We start from the raw sequence: 16357 nt of genomic DNA on the forward strand, positions 1-16357 counted from the left end.
CTGTCCGGCGTGCAACCTTTTTGACGGATCGGCCTTAACATTCGGTTAGTCCCTCACAGGTTATGAAGAGGAGCACGACGTTTTAGGGATAGCCATGACAGACGCTGCAGTAGATACAGAAGCAGAAGCCCCGGCCAAGAAAAGCAAACTGCCCTTGATTATCGGGGTGGTGCTGGCATTGGCAGGCGGCGGCGGCGGATTCTTTGCCGTTCAGTCAGGCCTTCTTCCCTTTGGTCAGAAAGCGGCGCCGGAAATGGCGCCAGCGGCCGAAGCGGCGCCAGAAGGCGTGGACAATGGTGAGACGGCGGAGGATATCGCCAATCTTGCCTTTATCGAAATGGACCCGATTGTGATTACCCTGCGCAAAGCCAGCGGTATCAAGCACTTGCGGTTCCGCGCGCAACTTGAGGTCGATCTTGCCCATCAGGCAGAGGTCGAGAAAATCCTCCCGCGGGTTATCGATGTCCTGAACAGCTATCTGAGAGCACTGGAGCTTGAGGATCTGACCGATCCGATGGCGCTGCCGAAACTGAGAGCGCAGATGCTGCGGCGGATCAATATTGCTACCGGCCAAGGCCGGGTGCGCGATCTGCTGATCATGGATTTCGTACTGAACTAGGAGGACAGGATGGACATTATTGCTGATATCCTGCTTGCAGCCGGAGCGCTGGGCGCCGGATTCTATTGCCTGGTGCTGTCGCGCCGGCTGAAGCGGTTCAATGACCTGGAAAAGGGGGTGGGCGGTGCGGTTGCCGTTCTGTCCGCCCAGGTGGATGACCTCAACAAGTCGCTGCAGTCGGCGCAACAGGTGTCTGACGGTTCCAGCAAAGCGCTGCAGCAGCTGACTGGACGCGCCGAATCGGTGGCGCAGAGGCTGGAGCTGATGATGGCCTCCATGCATGACATCCCGGAGGCCGGGAGTGCGGCCGCGGCGGTCAAGCCTGATGGTGAAGATGAGGCGATGGCGGCGGCTTATGAAGCCGAATCGCACCCGGCCGCGGAAGAGGCGGAGGACGCCAAACCGTCCGGCCTGATGTTCGTGCGCCATAACCGCAGTCACAACCGGGTTGCGTAATGGCTAAGAAAGAAAAGAAATCCAAGCGGTTGCGGCGCGGCGGCACTTTGATGATGCTGGCCGTCCTGCTGATGGGCTCTGCGGCCGTGCGGCTGGGGCTTGAAGCGGGTCCGGCAATTGCCCGCGAAGTGGCAAGCCTGCAGGAGCCGGGCGGCGACGCGATGGCGCACAAGGGCGAGGCGCCAAAGAATGCCATGCCGTCTTCTGCCGAGCTGCAGACGATGCTGGCTGCCTTCCAGGAGCGGGAACAGGCGCTGGCGGCACGTGAGGCGGAAATCCAGGACAGGATGAAGGCGCTGGAGATTGCGGATCAGGCGATCGACAAGAAACTTGCGGCTCTGCGGGAGGCCGAGGAGAAGCTGCGGGCGACCCTGGCCTTGGCGGATGGCGCAACAGAGGCGGATGTGACCAGGCTGACAACGGTCTATGAGCAGATGAAGCCCAAGGAAGCCGCCGCGTTGTTCGAGGAAATGGACCCCGGCTTTGCCGCAGGGTTCCTGGCCCGGATGCAGCCGGAGGCCGCCGCGGGAATCATGGCGGGGCTGAGCCCGGAAGCCGCCTATACCATCAGCGTTGTCCTGGCCGGCCGCAACGGATCCGTGCCCAAGGAATGACTTGGGCGCGCGGGCTTAGTCTTTCCTTAGGAAGACTCGCCTAATCTTATAAAAACCAATGGAATTCGGAGTGGACCTATGATCGGGATTGTAGGCATCGCGGTGATCTTTGCCATGGTGTTCGGCGGATATCTTCTGGCCGGCGGCAAGATGGGGATCATTCTAAAGTCGCTGCCGTTTGAGATGATGATGATTGGCGGTGCCGCAGTCGGGGCCTTCTTGCTTGGCAACGACATGGGCGGTGTCAAACACACGGTCAAGGACGTCGGCAAGGTCTTCAAAGGCCCGAAATGGAAGCCGGATGACTACCGCGATCTTCTGTGCCTGCTGTTTGCGCTGATCCGGATCGCCCGGGCCAACCCGGTCGAGGTGGAACAGCATATTGAAGACCCGGAAAATTCCTCTGTTTTCAACAAGTACCCCAAGATTCTGGGGGACAAGGAAGCCGTGAATCTGATCTGCGACACCATGCGTTCAGCATCGATGAACTATGACGACCCGCATCAGGTGGAGGAAGTTCTGGAGAAGCGGATGGAGGCCAACCTGCATCACGCGCTGCATTCCAGCCACGCGCTGCAGACCATGGCGGACGGCCTTCCGGCGCTTGGAATTGTTGCGGCGGTGCTTGGTGTGATCAAGACCATGGCCTCGATCGACCAGCCGCCGGAAGTGCTGGGCAAGATGATCGGCGGCGCCTTGGTTGGGACTTTTCTCGGCGTGTTCCTGGCCTATGGCCTGGTCGCCCCCTTCGCCGGCAAGGTGAAAGCGGTGATCGAAGAGGACGCGCATTTCTACCAGCTGATCCGCGAGGTCCTGGTGGCCAACCTGCATAACCACGCGGCGGCGATCTGCATCGAAGTCGGCCGCCAGAATACCCCGTCCCATTTCCGTCCCGGCTTCTCGGAGCTGGAAGAGGCCCTCAAATCGGTGAAACAGGACGCAGCATGATTTGGCGCGCACTTGCCATTGCCGCTGCCCTTGTGACGGCAGGCGCCGCTTCGGCGCAGACGGTCGTAACCCGCTCGGGCGAGCACAGCGGCTTTACCCGCCTGGTTATGCGCCTGCCCGGCGGCGCGGACTGGTCAATGACCCAAAGCGGCAAGTCGGCAACGGTCAATATCGACGCGCCGGAGGTGGTGTTCGATACCTCCCGGGTTTTCAATCTCATTCCCCGCACACGGTTGCAATCCCTTGCACAGAACGGGCCGGGCCAGCCGTTGCGGCTGCAGCTGGGCTGCGAATGCACGGTCACCTCCTATGTGCAGGAGGATGGCTATCTGGTGGTGGATATCCGCGATGGCGGGCTGCCGGAACCGCAGCCGCAATTTTCGGCAGCTGGCAGCGTTCTGCCGCTGACTCCGCCGGCGGAGCGTACCGGATACCGCTTCAGCTTCTCTCAGTCAGCCGCGGCGGATGCCCGGATGGCGCTGGAACTGGCCGCTGCTGTCGCCGGGCAGGCGGCCCCAGCGCAAACCCTTCTGCCGCAGGACAGCAATGCCGTGCCGGGAACCGAATCCGGTCCCGCACCAGAGGACGAGCAGCCGGAAGAAGACCTGTCGCTGCCTTTGGATGGCAGCAGCTTCCCGACGGAGGCGGAAACCGCTGCCAGGGACGCGGCGCAAGGGATTCCTGAAACCGGCATGCTGCTGAACATGGAAGAGACCGAACGGGCGGCGGTGGTGAAAGAATCGGAGCAGCGGCTGCTGCAACAGATTGGCCGCGCCGCAAACCAGGGGTTGCTGAGCGTAGCGGCAAACGGGATTCCCGGCGCGGAAGAGGCCCCCGGGCTGGACCCGCTGGGCCGGTCGGACCGTCCGCTCAACCCGCTCGACCATATTGCCGTTACCTCCGCCATCGACCGCGAGACCGGGCTGATGGCCGCCCTGACGGATGGCGGTGACAAACCTGCGCATTGCCTGCCCGACAGGGATGTGGCGATTCACAATTGGGGTAATGAAAGCCCCTTTGCAGATCAGCTGGGCCCGCTGCGCGGCGCTCTGGTCCGGGAATTTGACGACGTGAACCCGGCCAGCGTCTATGCGCTTGCACGGAGTTATTTGTTCTTCGGATTTGGTGCCGAGGCCCGCTTGATCCTGACGATCCTGCCGCCCGAAGAAAAAGTCAAACCGGAAGTGGCCTTGCTAGAGGCAATGGCGATGTTGATGGATGGTGCGGCGCTGCCGGTCAACCATCCGTTTTCCGGCCAGCAAGGCTGTGAAGGCCACAGCGCGTTCTGGGGGGCCTTGGCGGATGGCTCGGTTAAGAAGAGCGCCAATGCAGACGCCATTCAGCAGGCCTTTGCCAAGATGCCGAAGCATCTGCGGGTGCATTTGGGGCCGCGGGTCAGCAAGATGTTTGCCGAATCCGGAGATCACCACGCGGCTGAGGCCGTTTTGCGGGCGGTGGACCGGACCGGCGTTGAGGACGTACCGGAAATCAACTTGGCCGAAGCAGCGATCGCCGAGCTGGCTGGCGACAGCGAGAAGGTCGCGGAAGAGCTGACCAGCGAGGTCGCCGAACGCACCGGAAATGCGCCTGCTGCTCTGATTGATCTGGTTGCCCTCAGCGTCAAGGAACGCAAGGCGCTGTCGCCGGATGTGCCGGACCTGATCGCCTCCTACGAACTGGAAAACCGTGAAACGGAACTGGGTGAGCAATTGCGCCAGGCGCAGGTCTCCTCGCTGGCGCTGATGGGGCAGTTCCATGATGCCTTTGAGGAACTGAAGGACCTGTCCGAGCAGGACGGGCCGAAGGCGCGCACCGTAGCAATGGAGCCGCTGATGCTGCTTTTGTCCGAACGGGCAGATGATGTGACCTTCCTGCAGTATTCTCTGGTGTTTTCCGGACAGGCGACGTCGGCCGAGGCCGCACCGGTCGCAGTGCCGGTCGCCCGGCGGCTGCTGGATCTTGGGTTTGCGGAGCAGGCTGAGGAGTTGCTCAACAAGCTCTCGCTTGAACCGGAAAACGAGACCCGCCGCCTGATGATGGCCGAGGCTGCCCTGCTGATGGACAAACCGCACCGGGCGCTGGTGGAGCTTATGGGGCTGGACAACTCTGAAGCCAACCGCCTGCGGGCCGAGGCGCTGTGGCGCAACGGCGAATTTGACCGAGCGGGCGAGTATCTTCTGGCAGAGGACGAGGCAAACGCGGCCGCCCGCGGGTTCTGGCATTCCGAAAACCTCGGCGCCATCGAGGCCATGGATGACGGCGAAGACGCTCAATTCGGAGCCGTTGCCTCAGTCACTACGCAAATCGGCGAGACCGCCCGGGATCCGGAAGGCCTGACACCGCTGGCCCATGCACGGGCGCTGGTTGAAAGCAGCGAGGGAACCAGAGGCGGCATCACTGATCTGCTGAACCAGGTCGGCACGGGCTTGAGCAATTCTGAAGAAAATCAGTGATCTGACATCGGCGTTTCTGTGTTCTGGCCGCCCTGTCCGGGGCGGCCTTTGCATATGCTGATAACACTTTGTCAACCGGCTGCCGGTAACGTGAAGACCGGGTGAATCCTGATTTGGAACGGGCAGAATGCCGGAAAACTATTCAATACTATGCCTGCAAGGGCTGATTCTGCGCGCTTCAGGCGCGGAACATGGAGCCGTGGCGCGGGCCGCCGTGGTTCTGAAACTCCTTCTTTCAATCGCCAACAGGTCTCATGCGTCGGCCGGAGGCCCGCCTGAACCTGGCTGCCTGATCCAGCAGAGGGCGGCAGCGGCAGCCCGTTCCGCGAGCGTCGGAAAGTGCTTTGCTCCGCCGTGTCTGGCTACGGATTCCTATTCAAATTCTTGCAATACATGGGGCCTGAACTGTGCCTAAGCTGACGACGGAACAACTCTTCAGCCCGACCGTCCTTCTGGCGCTGGCGCTGATGGCGATCATTGTGATGATGATCCTGCCGATGCCGGCCTGGGTACTGGATGTGGGCCTTGCGGCCTCCTTTGCGCTGGCCATCCTGATCTTCACGATCACCTTGTTCATCGAAAGGCCATTGGATTTCTCGTCTTTCCCGACGGTTCTGCTGGCCTCGCTGATGCTGCGGCTGTCGCTGAACGTGTCCTCGACCAAGCTGATCATCGGTCAGGGCCATTCCGGCACCGACGCGGCCGGCAATGTGATCGAAGGCTTTGCCCAGTTTGTCATGGGGGGCAGCGTGTTCCTTGGCCTCGTGGTCTTTGGGGTGCTGCTGATCGTCAACTTCATGGTGATCACCAAGGGTGCGGCCCGGATGGCCGAAGTGGGTGCCCGCTTTGCCCTGGACGGAATGCCGGGCAAACAGCTGGCAATCGACGCCGACATGTCGGCTGGTGCTATTGACCACCAGACCGCCAAGGAGCGCCGCGAGCGGGAGCAGCAGGAGACCACGTTCTTCGGCTCGCTCGATGGTGCCTCGAAATTCGTCAAAGGCGATGCCATCGCGGGGCTGCTGATCACGCTCCTGAACCTTGTCATGGGGTTGATCATGGGCGTGCTGGTCCATGGCATGCCGGTTGGAAATGCGTTTGAGACCTATGCCATCCTGACGGTTGGCGACGGCCTGGTTTCGCAGATCCCTTCTGTGATCATCTCGATCGCGGCAGCGCTTCTGCTGGCACGCGGCGGCACCACCGGCGCCACCGATACCGCCCTCTTCGACCAGTTCGGCCGCCATCCGGCAGCTCTGACCACCGTGTCGGTACTGATGATAATGTTCGCGCTGGTGCCTGGCCTTCCCTTCCTGCCGTTTGTGATTGGCGGCGGGGTGCTCGGGTTCACGGCATACCGGATGGCCAAGAAAAAGAAAGATGATGCCGAAGCCGAGATCGAAGAGAAGATCGAAGAAGCCTCGGACCCGGCTGCTTCGCGCCCGCTGGGTGACATCCTGGATCTGGATGACCTGCATCTGGAGTTTGCACCTGACCTGGTGAGCATGGTTCTGGATGCGGGCACCGGGCTGGATGCCCGGATTGCCAATATGCGGTCGCATATCGCGACCACCTTCGGCCTGATCCTGCCGGAGATCCGGCTGACTGACCAGCATGAGCTGGAAAAGGGCACATATGTCATCAAGGTCCAGGGGGTTGAACAGGTGCGCGGCATTCTCAACCCCGACATGGTGCTGGCACTGATGCCGGACAATCATGATGCGCTGCCGCCCGGCACTGACGTGACGGAGCCGGTCTATGGCGCTCCGGCCCGCTGGATTTCAGCCAAGGCACAGGAACAGGCGGCCCTGGCCGGTGCTACGGTGGTCAGCCCGCCGGAAATCCTGGCAACCCATCTTCTGGAGATCATCAAGCAGAACTTTGCCCGGCTGCTGACGCTGAAATCGCTGCGCCGCCTGCTGGATGAGATGACGCAGTTGTCGGACAGTTTCCGCTCTGAGGCGAACCGCAAGCTGCTGGATGCACTGGTGCCGGAGAAAGTGCCTATGGATACGCTGCATGCGGTGCTGCGGCTGCTGCTGGAGGAACGGGTCTCGATCCGCAACATGCCGCTGATCCTGGAATCAATTGCCGAGGCCCGGCTGCACACCAACCAGCCTGAGCTGATCTGCGAGCATGTGCGCCAGCGTCTCGGCTTCCAGCTGGTGGCCGAGATGAAGCGCGACGACGGCACCATCCCGCTGATCCAGCTGGCACCGGAGTGGGAAGACAAGTTTTCCACCTACCAAGTCGACGGGCAGGGCGCCGGGCTGGACATCGCTCTGCCGCCGGATCTGTTCAACCGCCTGGCTGATGGGATGACCGACAAACTGTCGGCAACCACTGATCAGGGTGTCTTTGCTGCGGTGGTGACCTCCACCCGCCGCCGCCGCTATCTCAAGACCATTCTGAAATCGCGCGGGATCTCCAACCCGGTCTTGTCGTTCGAGGAAATCGGGCTGGAGGCGCGCCCGGCCCTCGTTGGAATGGTGCAGGCATGAGCCTGAACTTTCTGCCGCCGGAGCTGGTTGCGCTGCTGGGGGCAGGATTCTGGCACGCCGCCATCGTGTTCCTGCGGGTTTCCGCTATGGTCGCGGTTCTGCCTGCCATGGGCGAACTTTATGTGCCGACCCGGGTCAAACTCGCGGTTGCCGCTGCCTTCACCTTTGTGGTGGCACCGGCGCTTCCAGCCTTTCCCGAACCGGACGGGGCTATGGAGTATGCCCGGTTTGCAGTGACCGAAGCCATCATCGGCCTGGCCTTGGGCATTGGCGTGCGGATCTTTGTGCTGACGCTGCAGACAGCCGGCACCATGGCGGCGCAAAGCACCTCGCTGTCGCAGGTTCTGGGCGGTATCGGGGCCGAGCCGATGCCGGCGCTTGGTGCCGTCCTGATGATCTCGGGCGTCGCCCTTGCTGCCATGATGGGGCTGCATGTGCGGGTGGTCGAGCTGATGATCCGGTCCTACCAGATGTTTCCCGCAGGGCAGTTTCCGGCCGCAGCGGGGCTGGCCGAATGGGGCGTGTACCGGGTCTCACATAGCTTTTCGCTGGCCTTTACCCTGGCGGCTCCATTTGTGGTCACGGCGGTGATCTACAATTTGGCGCTGGGGGTGATTAACCGGGCGATGCCGCAGCTGATGGTGGCCATGGTCGGTGCACCAGTGATCACCTTCTTTGGCTTGTTCATCCTGATGGTCGGCAGCCCGATGATTCTGGATGTCTGGACGCGCTCTCTGATGACCTTTTTTGCAGACCCTGGAGGCGGCATGCCATGAGCGGTCAGGACGACGACTTAGACAAGTCATTTGAGCCGACGGAACAGAAACTCCGTAAGGCCCGGGAAAAAGGCGAAGTTGCCAAGTCCACCGACCTGTCGGTTGCCGCAGCCTATCTTGGCCTGATCATTGCGTTTTATACCGCCGGCAGCAGCAGCGTTGAAGGCATCGGAACGGCGCTGATGGCGTTCCTCGATCAGCCCGACCGGCTGGCGCCGCTGTTTTTTGAAGGTTCCGCCGCCGCGCCGACGGGAGGGTTCATCGGCAGCGCGTTCCGGCCGGTTCTGCCGTGGTTCCTGGTGCCGTTTGCCCTGGTGCTGCTGTCTATCGTCGGCCAGCGGGCGCTGGTTTTTGCTCCCAGCAAGCTGGAGCCGAAACTGTCGCGCATCTCGATAATCTCAAATGCCAAGAACAAATTCGGCCGGGCCGGATTGTTCGAGTTTTTCAAAAGCTTCCTGAAGCTGCTGCTCTATTCGGTCTGCCTGAGTGTCTATCTCACGTACCGGTTGCCGGAAATGATCGCCTCTTCGGGGACTGGCCCGCAGTCCGTGGTTCTTATGCTGGCGCAGCTGTCGATGGAGTTCCTGTTCCTGGCTTTGATCATTGCGCTGGCCATCGGTGTCGTGGATGCGGCGTTTCAGCATGCCGAGCACCGCCGCAAGAACATGATGTCGCGCAAGGAGATCCAGGACGAGATCAAGGATTCCGAAGGTGATCCGCACATGAAAAACCAGCGGCGTCAGCGTGGCCAGCAGATCGCGATGGGCCAGATGCTGGCCGATGTGCCGAAGGCAGATGTGGTGATCGTCAACCCGACTCACTATGCGGTCGCCCTCCAGTGGGCCCGCGAGCCGGGCAGCGCGCCGGTCTGTGTTGCCAAGGGCGTGGATGAGGTGGCAGCCGCGATCCGCCGGGTGGCCAATGAAAACGGGGTTCCGATCCACAGCGATCCGCCGACGGCGCGGGCGCTGCACGCCGCAATCGAGATCGGCGATGAAATTCTCGAAGAGCATTACGCGCCGGTGGCAGCTGCCATCCGCTTTGCCGAAGAGATGCGCAAGCGCGCCAAAGGAAAGGTGACATGAAGCAGAAGATGCTGGATCAGATGGCGGCAGTGACAGCTGCGCAATACATGCAGGAGCATGCCAAGGTGCAGCCGGTGCTGGCGCAGGAAGCGCAGCTGCGCGGCCAGCTGGCGAAGCTGAACGAGCAGGTCCAGACCGCGCGTGAACAGGCGGACGGAGACCATGCAATGAAGGCGCTGGGGGCTGATCTCTTGTGGCAGGGCTGGCATACGCGCACCCGGCGCCAGCTGAACCTGGAACTGGCCCAGGCCACGGCTAAGAAGCTGCGGATGATGGATCAGCTGCGCAAGGCCTTCGGGCGCAAGCACGCGGTTGAAACCATGGCCGCAGCCGAGCGCAAGCGGCATAAGGCTGAACAGGCCAAGGCTCTGATGAACCGGCTGCTGGAAGGCTAAGGCAGGATTGCACTACGGCACCAAAAAAGGCCGGTCCGCTGGGACCGGCCTTTTCTTTAACGGTTGCATGTTTCCGTCAGACGTCCTGACGGGAGATCTCCATGATCAGCACGTCGTAGACGCCCTTGCCGATGTATTTCTGCGCTGCCTCGCGCAGGGCCGTGCGCAGTGGCTCCAGAACATCCGAGCGGGTAAAGGCACCGCGGAAGCCACCCATATTGGCGTGATCGAACAGGACCTGCAGAAAGACATCACGCAGCTTGGGCTCCAGCATATGCACTTTTTCAGTTGTGCCTTTCTTGGCTTCCAGGCTCAGCGAGATGACCACAAGAGAGGTGAGTTCGTCACGTTCGACAACCGGCACCACGAACTGGTTGTTGATCTTGATGTACTCGCGCTGGTTTTCTTCGCTTTCCTCAGCGATCTCTTCTTCGGCCTCTTCAGCCGGCTTGGCGGCTTCGCTGCTCGCGGCAGCCGGTTCCTCGGGCGCAGGCGCCAGCATGATGCCGGCGCCGATACCGCCTCCGGTTCCGATGATCAGCAGGATAACGGGCAGGAGTTTCGACAGCATGGCGACCCTCAGAACGGCAGGATTACGTCAAGCAGCTGCTGGCCGTAGCGCGGCTGCTGAACATCGGTGATCTGACCGCGGCCGCCATAGGAGACACGGGCCTGGGCGATCTTGTCATAGGTGATCTGGTTCTGGCGGCTGATGTCCTGGGGCCGGACATAACCGGTGACCAGCAGCTCGCGCAGTTCGAAATTCACCCGCAACTCCTGGGTGCCGCTGATCGCCAGCACCCCGTTGGGCAGCACATCGACCACGGTGGCGGCAACCCTGAGCTCCAGCTTTTCGCTGCGTTTGACGCTGCCCGAACCGCCGGAGGCACTGGAGCTGCCCAGGTCCACCGCATCGGCCGAGGTGGCGCCCTCTGGCAGGTTTTTGTCCAGCCTCTGCGGCAGGCCAAGCAGTTGCGGCATGTTCAGGCTTTCCGAACTGGAGCGGGACCGCGCAGTGTCGTTGGAGATCTGCGCTTCCTCGTCGATTTCGATCACCACCGTCAGGATGTCGCCGCGTTTCATGGCGCGGCGGTCGCCCAGCAGCGATTGCTGCGAGCCGCTCCACAGCGAGGCGCCGTCGACAGTGCGGCGGGTCTGGGTCTGCGCCGGCAGCCCCTGGTACAGCATCGCGACATGTTCAGGCGATTCATTGGCGGGCGTGAAAGAGGGTGCCTTGCCCAGGTGATCCATCCGGGCGCAGGCCCCCAGCAGGACCAGACCCATCAGCAGTGGTTTCACGGGGGAGAGTTTTAAAGTCATCAGTTTACCTCAACGGAGCCGTCTTCCGCGATGCGTCCGGTAACGGTGGTGCGGGAAGAGAGATTCATGACCCGGACAGCGTCACCGGCGGCGCCGCGTCCCAAGGAGCGGCCTTCGGCGGCGATGGTCAGGCCGCCCTGGCGGAAAAACAGGGTAACCAAGTCATTGCGTTCAATAATGGCCGGGGGGCCGATATCGTCGGCCCGCAGCGGCCGTCCGGCGTAAAGCGCCACGCGCGCTTCCAGGCCGATCACCTCGGCCGGGTCTGACAGCGCACCGGGAATTTCGCCCTTCTTGAGCGCCAGATCCTCGGCATTCACGATATCCTTGGCGCGGATCGTGCGCAGCGGGATCAGATAATCCGCCCAAACAGGAGGGGCAGCAAAAGCAGCGGCGGTCAGGCAGGCGAGGGCAAGTTTCATCAGCGCACCTGTGTGGTCGCACCCATCATCTGGTCGACAGCCGAGATGACCTTGGCATTCATTTCATAGCCGCGCTGGGCTTCGATCAGTTCGGTGACCTCGCGCACCGCATCCACCGAGCTGCCTTCCAGATAACCCTGGCGGAAGGTGCCGAGACCGTCTTCGCCGGCCGTGGAAACGGTGGCTGCACCCGAGGCCTCTGTCTCGGTGAACAGGTTGCTGCCGATCGCCTCAAGCCCCTTGGGGTTGGTGAAACCCGCCAGGGTGAACTGGCCCAGTAACTGGCCAGCGGTGGTGCCGTCGAAATAGCCGTAAACCTCGCCTTCGGCGTTGATCGAGATGCTGGTGGCATCATCGGGAATGGTGACTTCCGGTGAAACCGGAAATCCGTCCGAAGTTACGATCAGCCCTTCGGCCGAGCGTTTCAGGGCGCCGTCGCGGGTATAGGCGGTCTCGCCTGAGGGCAGCGTCACCTCCAAGTAGCCTTTACCGTCGATGGCAATATCCAGGTCGTTGTTGGTCTGCTGCAGCGCACCTTGGGCCAGATGCACCGAAATGGCGGCCGGACGCACCCCCAGGCCCACCTGAACCCCGGTCGGCAGAACGGTGCCGTCCGATGCATTGACGGTCCCGGCCCGCGAGATCTGCTGATAGTGCAAATCGGCGAACTCGGCGCGCCGCGCGTTGTAGGCGGTGGTGTTCATGTTGGCGAGGTTGTTGGAGATGGTCTCCACCCGCAGTTGCTGGGCGCTCATACCGGTGGCTGCGATCTTCAGGGCACGCATCTGGATTCTCCTAGATCTTGATCAGGTTTTTAATGGCATTGCGGATGCGTTCGTCTTCCGCCTGCAAAAAGCTTTGGCCCATTTCATAGGCGCGCTGGACTTCGATCATCCGGGTCACTTCGGAAATCGCGTTCACGTTTGAGCCTTCCAGGAAACCTTGCAGAACCTTCGAATCAAAGGTCTCCTCAATCTCCCCGTCGACGCGGAACATCACCCCGTCTTCGCGCACCAGCGTGTGCTGCTCCATCGGTTTGAACAGGCCGAGCTGCCCCAGAAGCCGGCCGTTTGCGCTCAGCGAGCCGTCAGCGCCCACTTCGATCTTACCGGCATCCGGCGGCACAAACACCGGGGCCCGGCCGGCATCCAGCACCCGGAAACCGTCCATGGTCACCAGATCGCCTTCGGCATTCGGGGAGAACGCACCGGAGCGTGTCAGGCGTTCGCCCTGCGGTGTCTCGACCATGAAGAAGGCATCGCCTTCGATCGCAAAGTCGAAAGTGCCGCCGGTCTTGGTCAGCTGGCCCTGCTCCATGGAGGTATTGAAGATATTCGCGCGCGACATCGACAGCGACTGCTGGCCCGGCGTTGATTGCACGAATTCCGAGAAGATCAGCCCCTCTTGCCGGTAGCCGGTGGTGGCGGAGTTGGCGATATTGTTCGCGATAATCCGCATTTCCCGCATCAGGCCGGACTGGCGTGAAAGAGTGGCGTAGCCTGTGGTTTCCATTACGAGCCTCCGGCAATCATCGGGACAACGTGGCCGTTGAAAAAGGCCACCAGAGTTTGTGTCATGAAGCCCATGGTCATCCAGAACACGACCAGAATCGCGGCCAATTTGGGCACGAAGGTCAGCGTCATTTCCTGCACCGAAGTCAGGGCCTGAAACAGGCCGACGGCCAAGCCAACCACCAGGGCGACAACCAGAATCGGCGTCGCCATGGTGACGGCCGCCCAAAGCGCCTGGCGCAGCGTGTCATAGAACAGGCTTTCGCTCATCATGGCTCAGACCGGCATTCTCAGGATTTCCTGGTAGGCTTCGACGACCTTGTTGCGCACGGTCACCGCGGTTTCCACCGCCAGTTCGGTCTGTGCCAGCGCCTGCACCAGCGCATGCGGGTCGGCCTGGGAGGTCATTGCCTGAACCGAAACCTGCTCGCTCTTCTGCAGGGTCGCGGCAAAATCCTCAAAGCTCTCCTTGAGGCGCGCGCTTGCACCTGCATTTGCGGCATGATTGGGGTCAGCTTTGGTGGCCGGCCGGGCGGCGGCATAGCCGCTGGTAGCGGAAAGACTGCGAATATCCATTCTGGATCTCCAATGTTTTTAGATAGTTAACGTCTCAAAAGGTCCATCAGCGCGGTGGACATCGAGCGGGTCTGCTCGAACATCTTCAAATTGGCCTCATAGCTGCGCTGAGCTTCGCGGGCGTCGGCAATCTCGATCATCAGGTCGACATTGGAGCCTTTGTAATGCCCGCTCTCATCAGCCAGCGGATGCGAGGGATCGTAGATCTCCTCCAGGTCGCGGCGGTCCAGCGTGACCCGGCCGGTGCGTACGTGTTCCACATCCGTCTGCAGCTCGCGAACGGCTTCGAAGGGAACGGTCTTGCGGCGGTAACCCGGGGTGTCAGCGTTGGAGATGTTCTCGGACACGTGGCGCAGCCGCGCCGCCTGCGCCTTGAGGCCGCTGGAGGTAACGGAAAGGGCTCTGGAAAACTCACTCATGTCTCAACCCTCCTCAATTCTTGCCGAGGCTAGCGCGCAGGACATTCATGGAGGACTTGTAAATCGACATGGCACGGTCGTGCTGCCGTTTGGTTTCAACCCCCTTCAGCAGTTCAGTCTCGACAGAGACCGAGTTGTCATTGGGGTCGCTGCCGGCATCGCTGGAGGTAACCGCCCAGTCCATGCCGCTGCCTGCGTTGCCGTTCAGATGGCTGGCGCGGGTGGCAACCATGCTGCTGGGGCGGGCGCCTGCCGCAAAAACTTCGGTAAAGGGTTTGATGTCCTTGGCGTGGTAACCCGGCGTATCGGCATTGGCGATATTCTGGGACACCAATGCCTGGCGTTTGCCGGCATGGGTCGCCATGGAATAGGCAATTTTGAAGACGTTCAATTCTGTGAACACCAGGGCTTCTCCCTTGATCGATTTCAATCAAGGCTTAACCCCGATTCCTTTAGAAATTGTTTTCAGGACATCAATGGAGGCCGCTGCGATGAAAGCAGAGCTGCAAGCACTGACCCGTCAAATTGCCGGCAAACGCCTGGCCACGCAGATGGGCAGGGTCACCGGAATTTCCGGCGGGGAGATCGACGTCAGCGGACTGGCGGCTGTGGCAAGAATTGGTGACAGGCTGGTTCTGCGCCGCGGCCCGCAGGATGAGCTGCACGGCGAAGTGTTGAAGATCAGTGGAAGCAATATCAGTATGTTACCGGACCGGGCGCCGGATGGTGCCGCCATTGGTGACGCTGTTCTGCTGCACCCTTCGCCGGAATTCTCCCCAAGTGACCATTGGATCGGCCGGGTGATTGATCCCTTTGGCGAACCGCTGGACGGACGGCCTCTGCTGTCCGGACCGGAACCGCGCGATCTGATGGCGGCTCCGCCAAAAGCGGCCGGCCGGAGGGCGATGGGCGAGCGGCTGGCCACCGGTCAGGCGGTGCTCAATACGATTCTCCCGATCGTGCGCGGCCAAAGGGTAGGCCTTTTTGCAGGCTCAGGGGTCGGGAAATCGTCGCTGCTGGCAAAGCTGGCGCAAAGCATGGACGCCGATGTGGTGGTGATGGCGCTGATCGGCGAGCGCGGCCGCGAGGTGAATCACTTTGTCGAGCAGGTCCTGGGGCCGGAAGGTATGAGCCGCGCCGTTGTTGTTGCAGCGACTTCCGATCAATCGGCTCTGGTCCGGCGCCGCTGCGCCTGGTCCGCAATGACTGTGGCAGAGCATTTCCGCGACCAGGGTAAGAACGTTTTGTTCTTGGCCGACTCGGTCACCCGGTTTGCTGAAGCGCACCGGGAAATCTCCGCGGCCTCCGGTGAGGCTCCGGCTTTGCGGGGCTATCCGCCATCGGTGACACCGCTGATCACGGGCCTGTGCGAACGGGCCGGACCGGGCGGCGACGGGCAGGGGGATATCACCGCGGTGTTCAGCGTTCTGGTGGCGGGCTCCGATATGGATGAGCCGATTGCCGATATCCTGCGCGGTGTGCTGGACGGTCATATTGTGCTGAACCGGGAAATCGCCGAACGCGGGCGCTTTCCGGCAATTGATGTTTCCCGCTCGGTGTCGCGAAGCCTGCCAGCTGCGGCAACGGCCGACGAAAATGCCGCAATTCAGGATGTCCGTAAGTTCCTTGGAGCCTATGAGCAGTCGGAAGTGATGATCCGCGCCGGTCTTTATGCCGAGGGTAACGACGCGGTGTTGGATCAGGCTGTCAAGCTGTGGCCGGAACTGGACGCGTTTTTCGGCCGCGAGGATCCTGAAGGCATTACCAGCAGTTTCAATCGCCTGCTGCTGCTGCTGCGCCGCTCCAAGGCCGGACGGTAAAGCTTCCTGCACCCTTAATAAACGGGTGCTTTTATTTGTGGCTTTGGAGCGCCCTCACTCGTCGGCGGCGGAGGCTGATTGGCCCGCAAAACAGTGCCAGTGCGATCCGCCCGGAGGAAGAACTGGCCTTGAAAGCGGAGAAATCAGACGCCGCCAGGCGGCTGCTAGTGAGCTTTCCAAGAAATTCCTGATCAGGAACCGGATCCATCTTCGGTTTCAAGTATCTCGCCGAGGCTGCCCTTGAACACAGAAAGCTGCTGGATTGGCCCTGGCTTGATGGCAGGTGCCAAGCAAGTTCGAGCATGTCCCGCAGCGCGGGCCGTGCCTTGAGAGCCAACCGCCTTGCATCCTCCGCGGTGCCACTTGCCGCCGGTACCGCCAGTGCGCGCAGAGCTATCCGCACGGCGCGCCTTGCTCCGAACGGCGGCTTCAAGGGGCTATC

At 61.6% G+C, this 16357-nt stretch carries 19 protein-coding genes; 10 read left to right on the forward strand and 9 right to left on the reverse strand.

All coding sequences use genetic code 11. The annotated features are described in order from the left end of the window. Window positions 1-94: 94 nt before the first annotated feature. The 9 genes from ACXAEH_RS15310 to ACXAEH_RS15350 all read left to right on the forward strand — a co-directional run bounded on the left by ACXAEH_RS15310 (window position 95) and on the right by ACXAEH_RS15350 (window position 9847). Window positions 95-619 (forward strand): flagellar basal body-associated FliL family protein, encoded by a 525-nt coding sequence (locus ACXAEH_RS15310; protein WP_475033971.1) that lies wholly within the window; start codon window positions 95-97, stop codon window positions 617-619. A 9-nt stretch (window positions 620-628) separates the two neighbouring features. Continuing rightward, window positions 629-1075, forward strand: coding sequence for a hypothetical protein (locus tag ACXAEH_RS15315; RefSeq protein ID WP_475033972.1), 447 nt, complete (start codon window positions 629-631; stop codon window positions 1073-1075). After that, window positions 1075-1689, forward strand: a complete 615-nt coding sequence (locus tag ACXAEH_RS15320; RefSeq protein ID WP_475033973.1) for a MotE family protein — start codon at window positions 1075-1077, stop codon at window positions 1687-1689. The genes ACXAEH_RS15315 and ACXAEH_RS15320 overlap by 1 nt, the downstream gene beginning before the upstream one ends. 78 nt (window positions 1690-1767) lie before the next feature. Then, the gene (motA, locus tag ACXAEH_RS15325; RefSeq protein ID WP_475033974.1) at window positions 1768-2637 is read left to right on the forward strand and encodes a flagellar motor stator protein MotA; all 870 of its coding nucleotides are present in this window, start codon (window positions 1768-1770) and stop codon (window positions 2635-2637) included. Next, window positions 2634-5090 carry a hypothetical protein gene (locus tag ACXAEH_RS15330; protein WP_475033976.1) on the forward strand — a complete coding sequence of 819 codons (2457 nt, stop codon included), beginning with the start codon at window positions 2634-2636 and terminating at the stop codon, window positions 5088-5090. The genes motA and ACXAEH_RS15330 overlap by 4 nt, the downstream gene beginning before the upstream one ends. Before the next feature lie 407 nt (window positions 5091-5497). Next, entirely contained in the window at window positions 5498-7591 is a 2094-nt protein-coding gene (gene flhA / locus ACXAEH_RS15335; protein WP_475033977.1) for a flagellar biosynthesis protein FlhA, read from the forward strand. Beyond that, window positions 7588-8367 (forward strand): flagellar biosynthetic protein FliR, encoded by a 780-nt coding sequence (locus ACXAEH_RS15340; RefSeq protein WP_475033979.1) that lies wholly within the window; start codon window positions 7588-7590, stop codon window positions 8365-8367. Before flhA ends, ACXAEH_RS15340 begins: the two co-directional genes overlap by 4 nt. Further along, on the forward strand, window positions 8364-9452 hold the full coding sequence (flhB, locus tag ACXAEH_RS15345) for a flagellar type III secretion system protein FlhB (RefSeq protein ID WP_475033980.1): 1089 nt from the start codon (window positions 8364-8366) through the stop codon (window positions 9450-9452). The genes ACXAEH_RS15340 and flhB overlap by 4 nt, the downstream gene beginning before the upstream one ends. After that, the gene (locus ACXAEH_RS15350) at window positions 9449-9847 is read left to right on the forward strand and encodes a hypothetical protein (protein WP_475033981.1); all 399 of its coding nucleotides are present in this window, start codon (window positions 9449-9451) and stop codon (window positions 9845-9847) included. Before flhB ends, ACXAEH_RS15350 begins: the two co-directional genes overlap by 4 nt. Before the next feature lie 76 nt (window positions 9848-9923). Here ACXAEH_RS15350 and ACXAEH_RS15355 read toward each other — a convergent pair whose 3' ends face one another. Genes ACXAEH_RS15355 through ACXAEH_RS15395 form a run of 9 tightly spaced genes read right to left on the reverse strand, consistent with a single transcriptional unit; the run spans window position 9924 to window position 14498 of the window. Continuing rightward, entirely contained in the window at window positions 9924-10418 is a 495-nt protein-coding gene (locus tag ACXAEH_RS15355; protein ID WP_475033983.1) for a flagellar basal body-associated FliL family protein, read from the reverse strand. A gap of 8 nt (window positions 10419-10426) precedes the next feature. Beyond that, window positions 10427-11167: a flagellar basal body L-ring protein FlgH gene (flgH, locus tag ACXAEH_RS15360; RefSeq protein WP_475033984.1), complete on the reverse strand. Its 741-nt coding sequence runs from the start codon at window positions 11165-11167 to the stop codon at window positions 10427-10429. After that, on the reverse strand, window positions 11167-11589 hold the full coding sequence (flgA, locus tag ACXAEH_RS15365) for a flagellar basal body P-ring formation chaperone FlgA (RefSeq protein WP_475033985.1): 423 nt from the start codon (window positions 11587-11589) through the stop codon (window positions 11167-11169). The genes flgH and flgA overlap by 1 nt, the downstream gene beginning before the upstream one ends. Further along, on the reverse strand, window positions 11589-12374 hold the full coding sequence (flgG, locus tag ACXAEH_RS15370) for a flagellar basal-body rod protein FlgG (protein WP_475033986.1): 786 nt from the start codon (window positions 12372-12374) through the stop codon (window positions 11589-11591). Before flgG ends, flgA begins: the two co-directional genes overlap by 1 nt. Window positions 12375-12384: 10 nt before the next feature. Next, the gene (locus tag ACXAEH_RS15375) at window positions 12385-13101 is read right to left on the reverse strand and encodes a flagellar hook-basal body complex protein (RefSeq protein ID WP_475033988.1); all 717 of its coding nucleotides are present in this window, start codon (window positions 13099-13101) and stop codon (window positions 12385-12387) included. Then, a complete protein-coding gene (locus ACXAEH_RS15380; RefSeq protein ID WP_475033989.1) occupies window positions 13101-13373 on the reverse strand; it encodes a flagellar biosynthetic protein FliQ in 273 nt (90 codons plus the stop codon). Before ACXAEH_RS15380 ends, ACXAEH_RS15375 begins: the two co-directional genes overlap by 1 nt. Before the next feature lie 3 nt (window positions 13374-13376). Beyond that, the gene (gene fliE / locus ACXAEH_RS15385) at window positions 13377-13676 is read right to left on the reverse strand and encodes a flagellar hook-basal body complex protein FliE (protein ID WP_475033990.1); all 300 of its coding nucleotides are present in this window, start codon (window positions 13674-13676) and stop codon (window positions 13377-13379) included. Window positions 13677-13702: 26 nt separating this feature from the next. Continuing rightward, window positions 13703-14095: a flagellar basal body rod protein FlgC gene (gene flgC, locus ACXAEH_RS15390; protein ID WP_039126780.1), complete on the reverse strand. Its 393-nt coding sequence runs from the start codon at window positions 14093-14095 to the stop codon at window positions 13703-13705. A 13-nt stretch (window positions 14096-14108) separates the two neighbouring features. Beyond that, a complete protein-coding gene (locus tag ACXAEH_RS15395) occupies window positions 14109-14498 on the reverse strand; it encodes a FlgB family protein (RefSeq protein WP_475033992.1) in 390 nt (129 codons plus the stop codon). A gap of 88 nt (window positions 14499-14586) precedes the next feature. Between ACXAEH_RS15395 and ACXAEH_RS15400 the strand changes: the two genes are divergently transcribed. Further along, window positions 14587-15915, forward strand: coding sequence for a FliI/YscN family ATPase (locus ACXAEH_RS15400; RefSeq protein WP_475033993.1), 1329 nt, complete (start codon window positions 14587-14589; stop codon window positions 15913-15915). The last annotated feature ends 442 nt before the right edge of the window (window positions 15916-16357 follow it).

The sequence above is a fragment of the Leisingera sp. ABM4_060 genome, assembly GCF_056158765.1.

What these genes read in the sequence shown, in the direction of transcription:
- flhB (WP_475033980.1), top strand. Translation starts at nt 8,364, where the DNA reads ATGAGCGGTCAGGACGACGACTTAGACAAGTCATTTGAGCCGACGGAA.
- motA (WP_475033974.1), top strand. Translation starts at nt 1,768, where the DNA reads ATGATCGGGATTGTAGGCATCGCGGTGATCTTTGCCATGGTGTTCGGC.
- ACXAEH_RS15320 (WP_475033973.1), top strand. Translation starts at nt 1,075, where the DNA reads ATGGCTAAGAAAGAAAAGAAATCCAAGCGGTTGCGGCGCGGCGGCACT.
- ACXAEH_RS15330 (WP_475033976.1), top strand. Translation starts at nt 2,634, where the DNA reads ATGATTTGGCGCGCACTTGCCATTGCCGCTGCCCTTGTGACGGCAGGC.
- flgC (WP_039126780.1), bottom strand. Translation starts at nt 14,095, where the DNA reads ATGAGTGAGTTTTCCAGAGCCCTTTCCGTTACCTCCAGCGGCCTCAAG.
- ACXAEH_RS15350 (WP_475033981.1), top strand. Translation starts at nt 9,449, where the DNA reads ATGAAGCAGAAGATGCTGGATCAGATGGCGGCAGTGACAGCTGCGCAA.
- flgA (WP_475033985.1), bottom strand. Translation starts at nt 11,589, where the DNA reads ATGAAACTTGCCCTCGCCTGCCTGACCGCCGCTGCTTTTGCTGCCCCT.
- flgG (WP_475033986.1), bottom strand. Translation starts at nt 12,374, where the DNA reads ATGCGTGCCCTGAAGATCGCAGCCACCGGTATGAGCGCCCAGCAACTG.
- fliE (WP_475033990.1), bottom strand. Translation starts at nt 13,676, where the DNA reads ATGGATATTCGCAGTCTTTCCGCTACCAGCGGCTATGCCGCCGCCCGG.
- ACXAEH_RS15380 (WP_475033989.1), bottom strand. Translation starts at nt 13,373, where the DNA reads ATGATGAGCGAAAGCCTGTTCTATGACACGCTGCGCCAGGCGCTTTGG.
- ACXAEH_RS15375 (WP_475033988.1), bottom strand. Translation starts at nt 13,101, where the DNA reads ATGGAAACCACAGGCTACGCCACTCTTTCACGCCAGTCCGGCCTGATG.
- ACXAEH_RS15340 (WP_475033979.1), top strand. Translation starts at nt 7,588, where the DNA reads ATGAGCCTGAACTTTCTGCCGCCGGAGCTGGTTGCGCTGCTGGGGGCA.
- ACXAEH_RS15310 (WP_475033971.1), top strand. Translation starts at nt 95, where the DNA reads ATGACAGACGCTGCAGTAGATACAGAAGCAGAAGCCCCGGCCAAGAAA.
- ACXAEH_RS15355 (WP_475033983.1), bottom strand. Translation starts at nt 10,418, where the DNA reads ATGCTGTCGAAACTCCTGCCCGTTATCCTGCTGATCATCGGAACCGGA.
- flgH (WP_475033984.1), bottom strand. Translation starts at nt 11,167, where the DNA reads ATGACTTTAAAACTCTCCCCCGTGAAACCACTGCTGATGGGTCTGGTC.
- ACXAEH_RS15400 (WP_475033993.1), top strand. Translation starts at nt 14,587, where the DNA reads ATGAAAGCAGAGCTGCAAGCACTGACCCGTCAAATTGCCGGCAAACGC.
- ACXAEH_RS15315 (WP_475033972.1), top strand. Translation starts at nt 629, where the DNA reads ATGGACATTATTGCTGATATCCTGCTTGCAGCCGGAGCGCTGGGCGCC.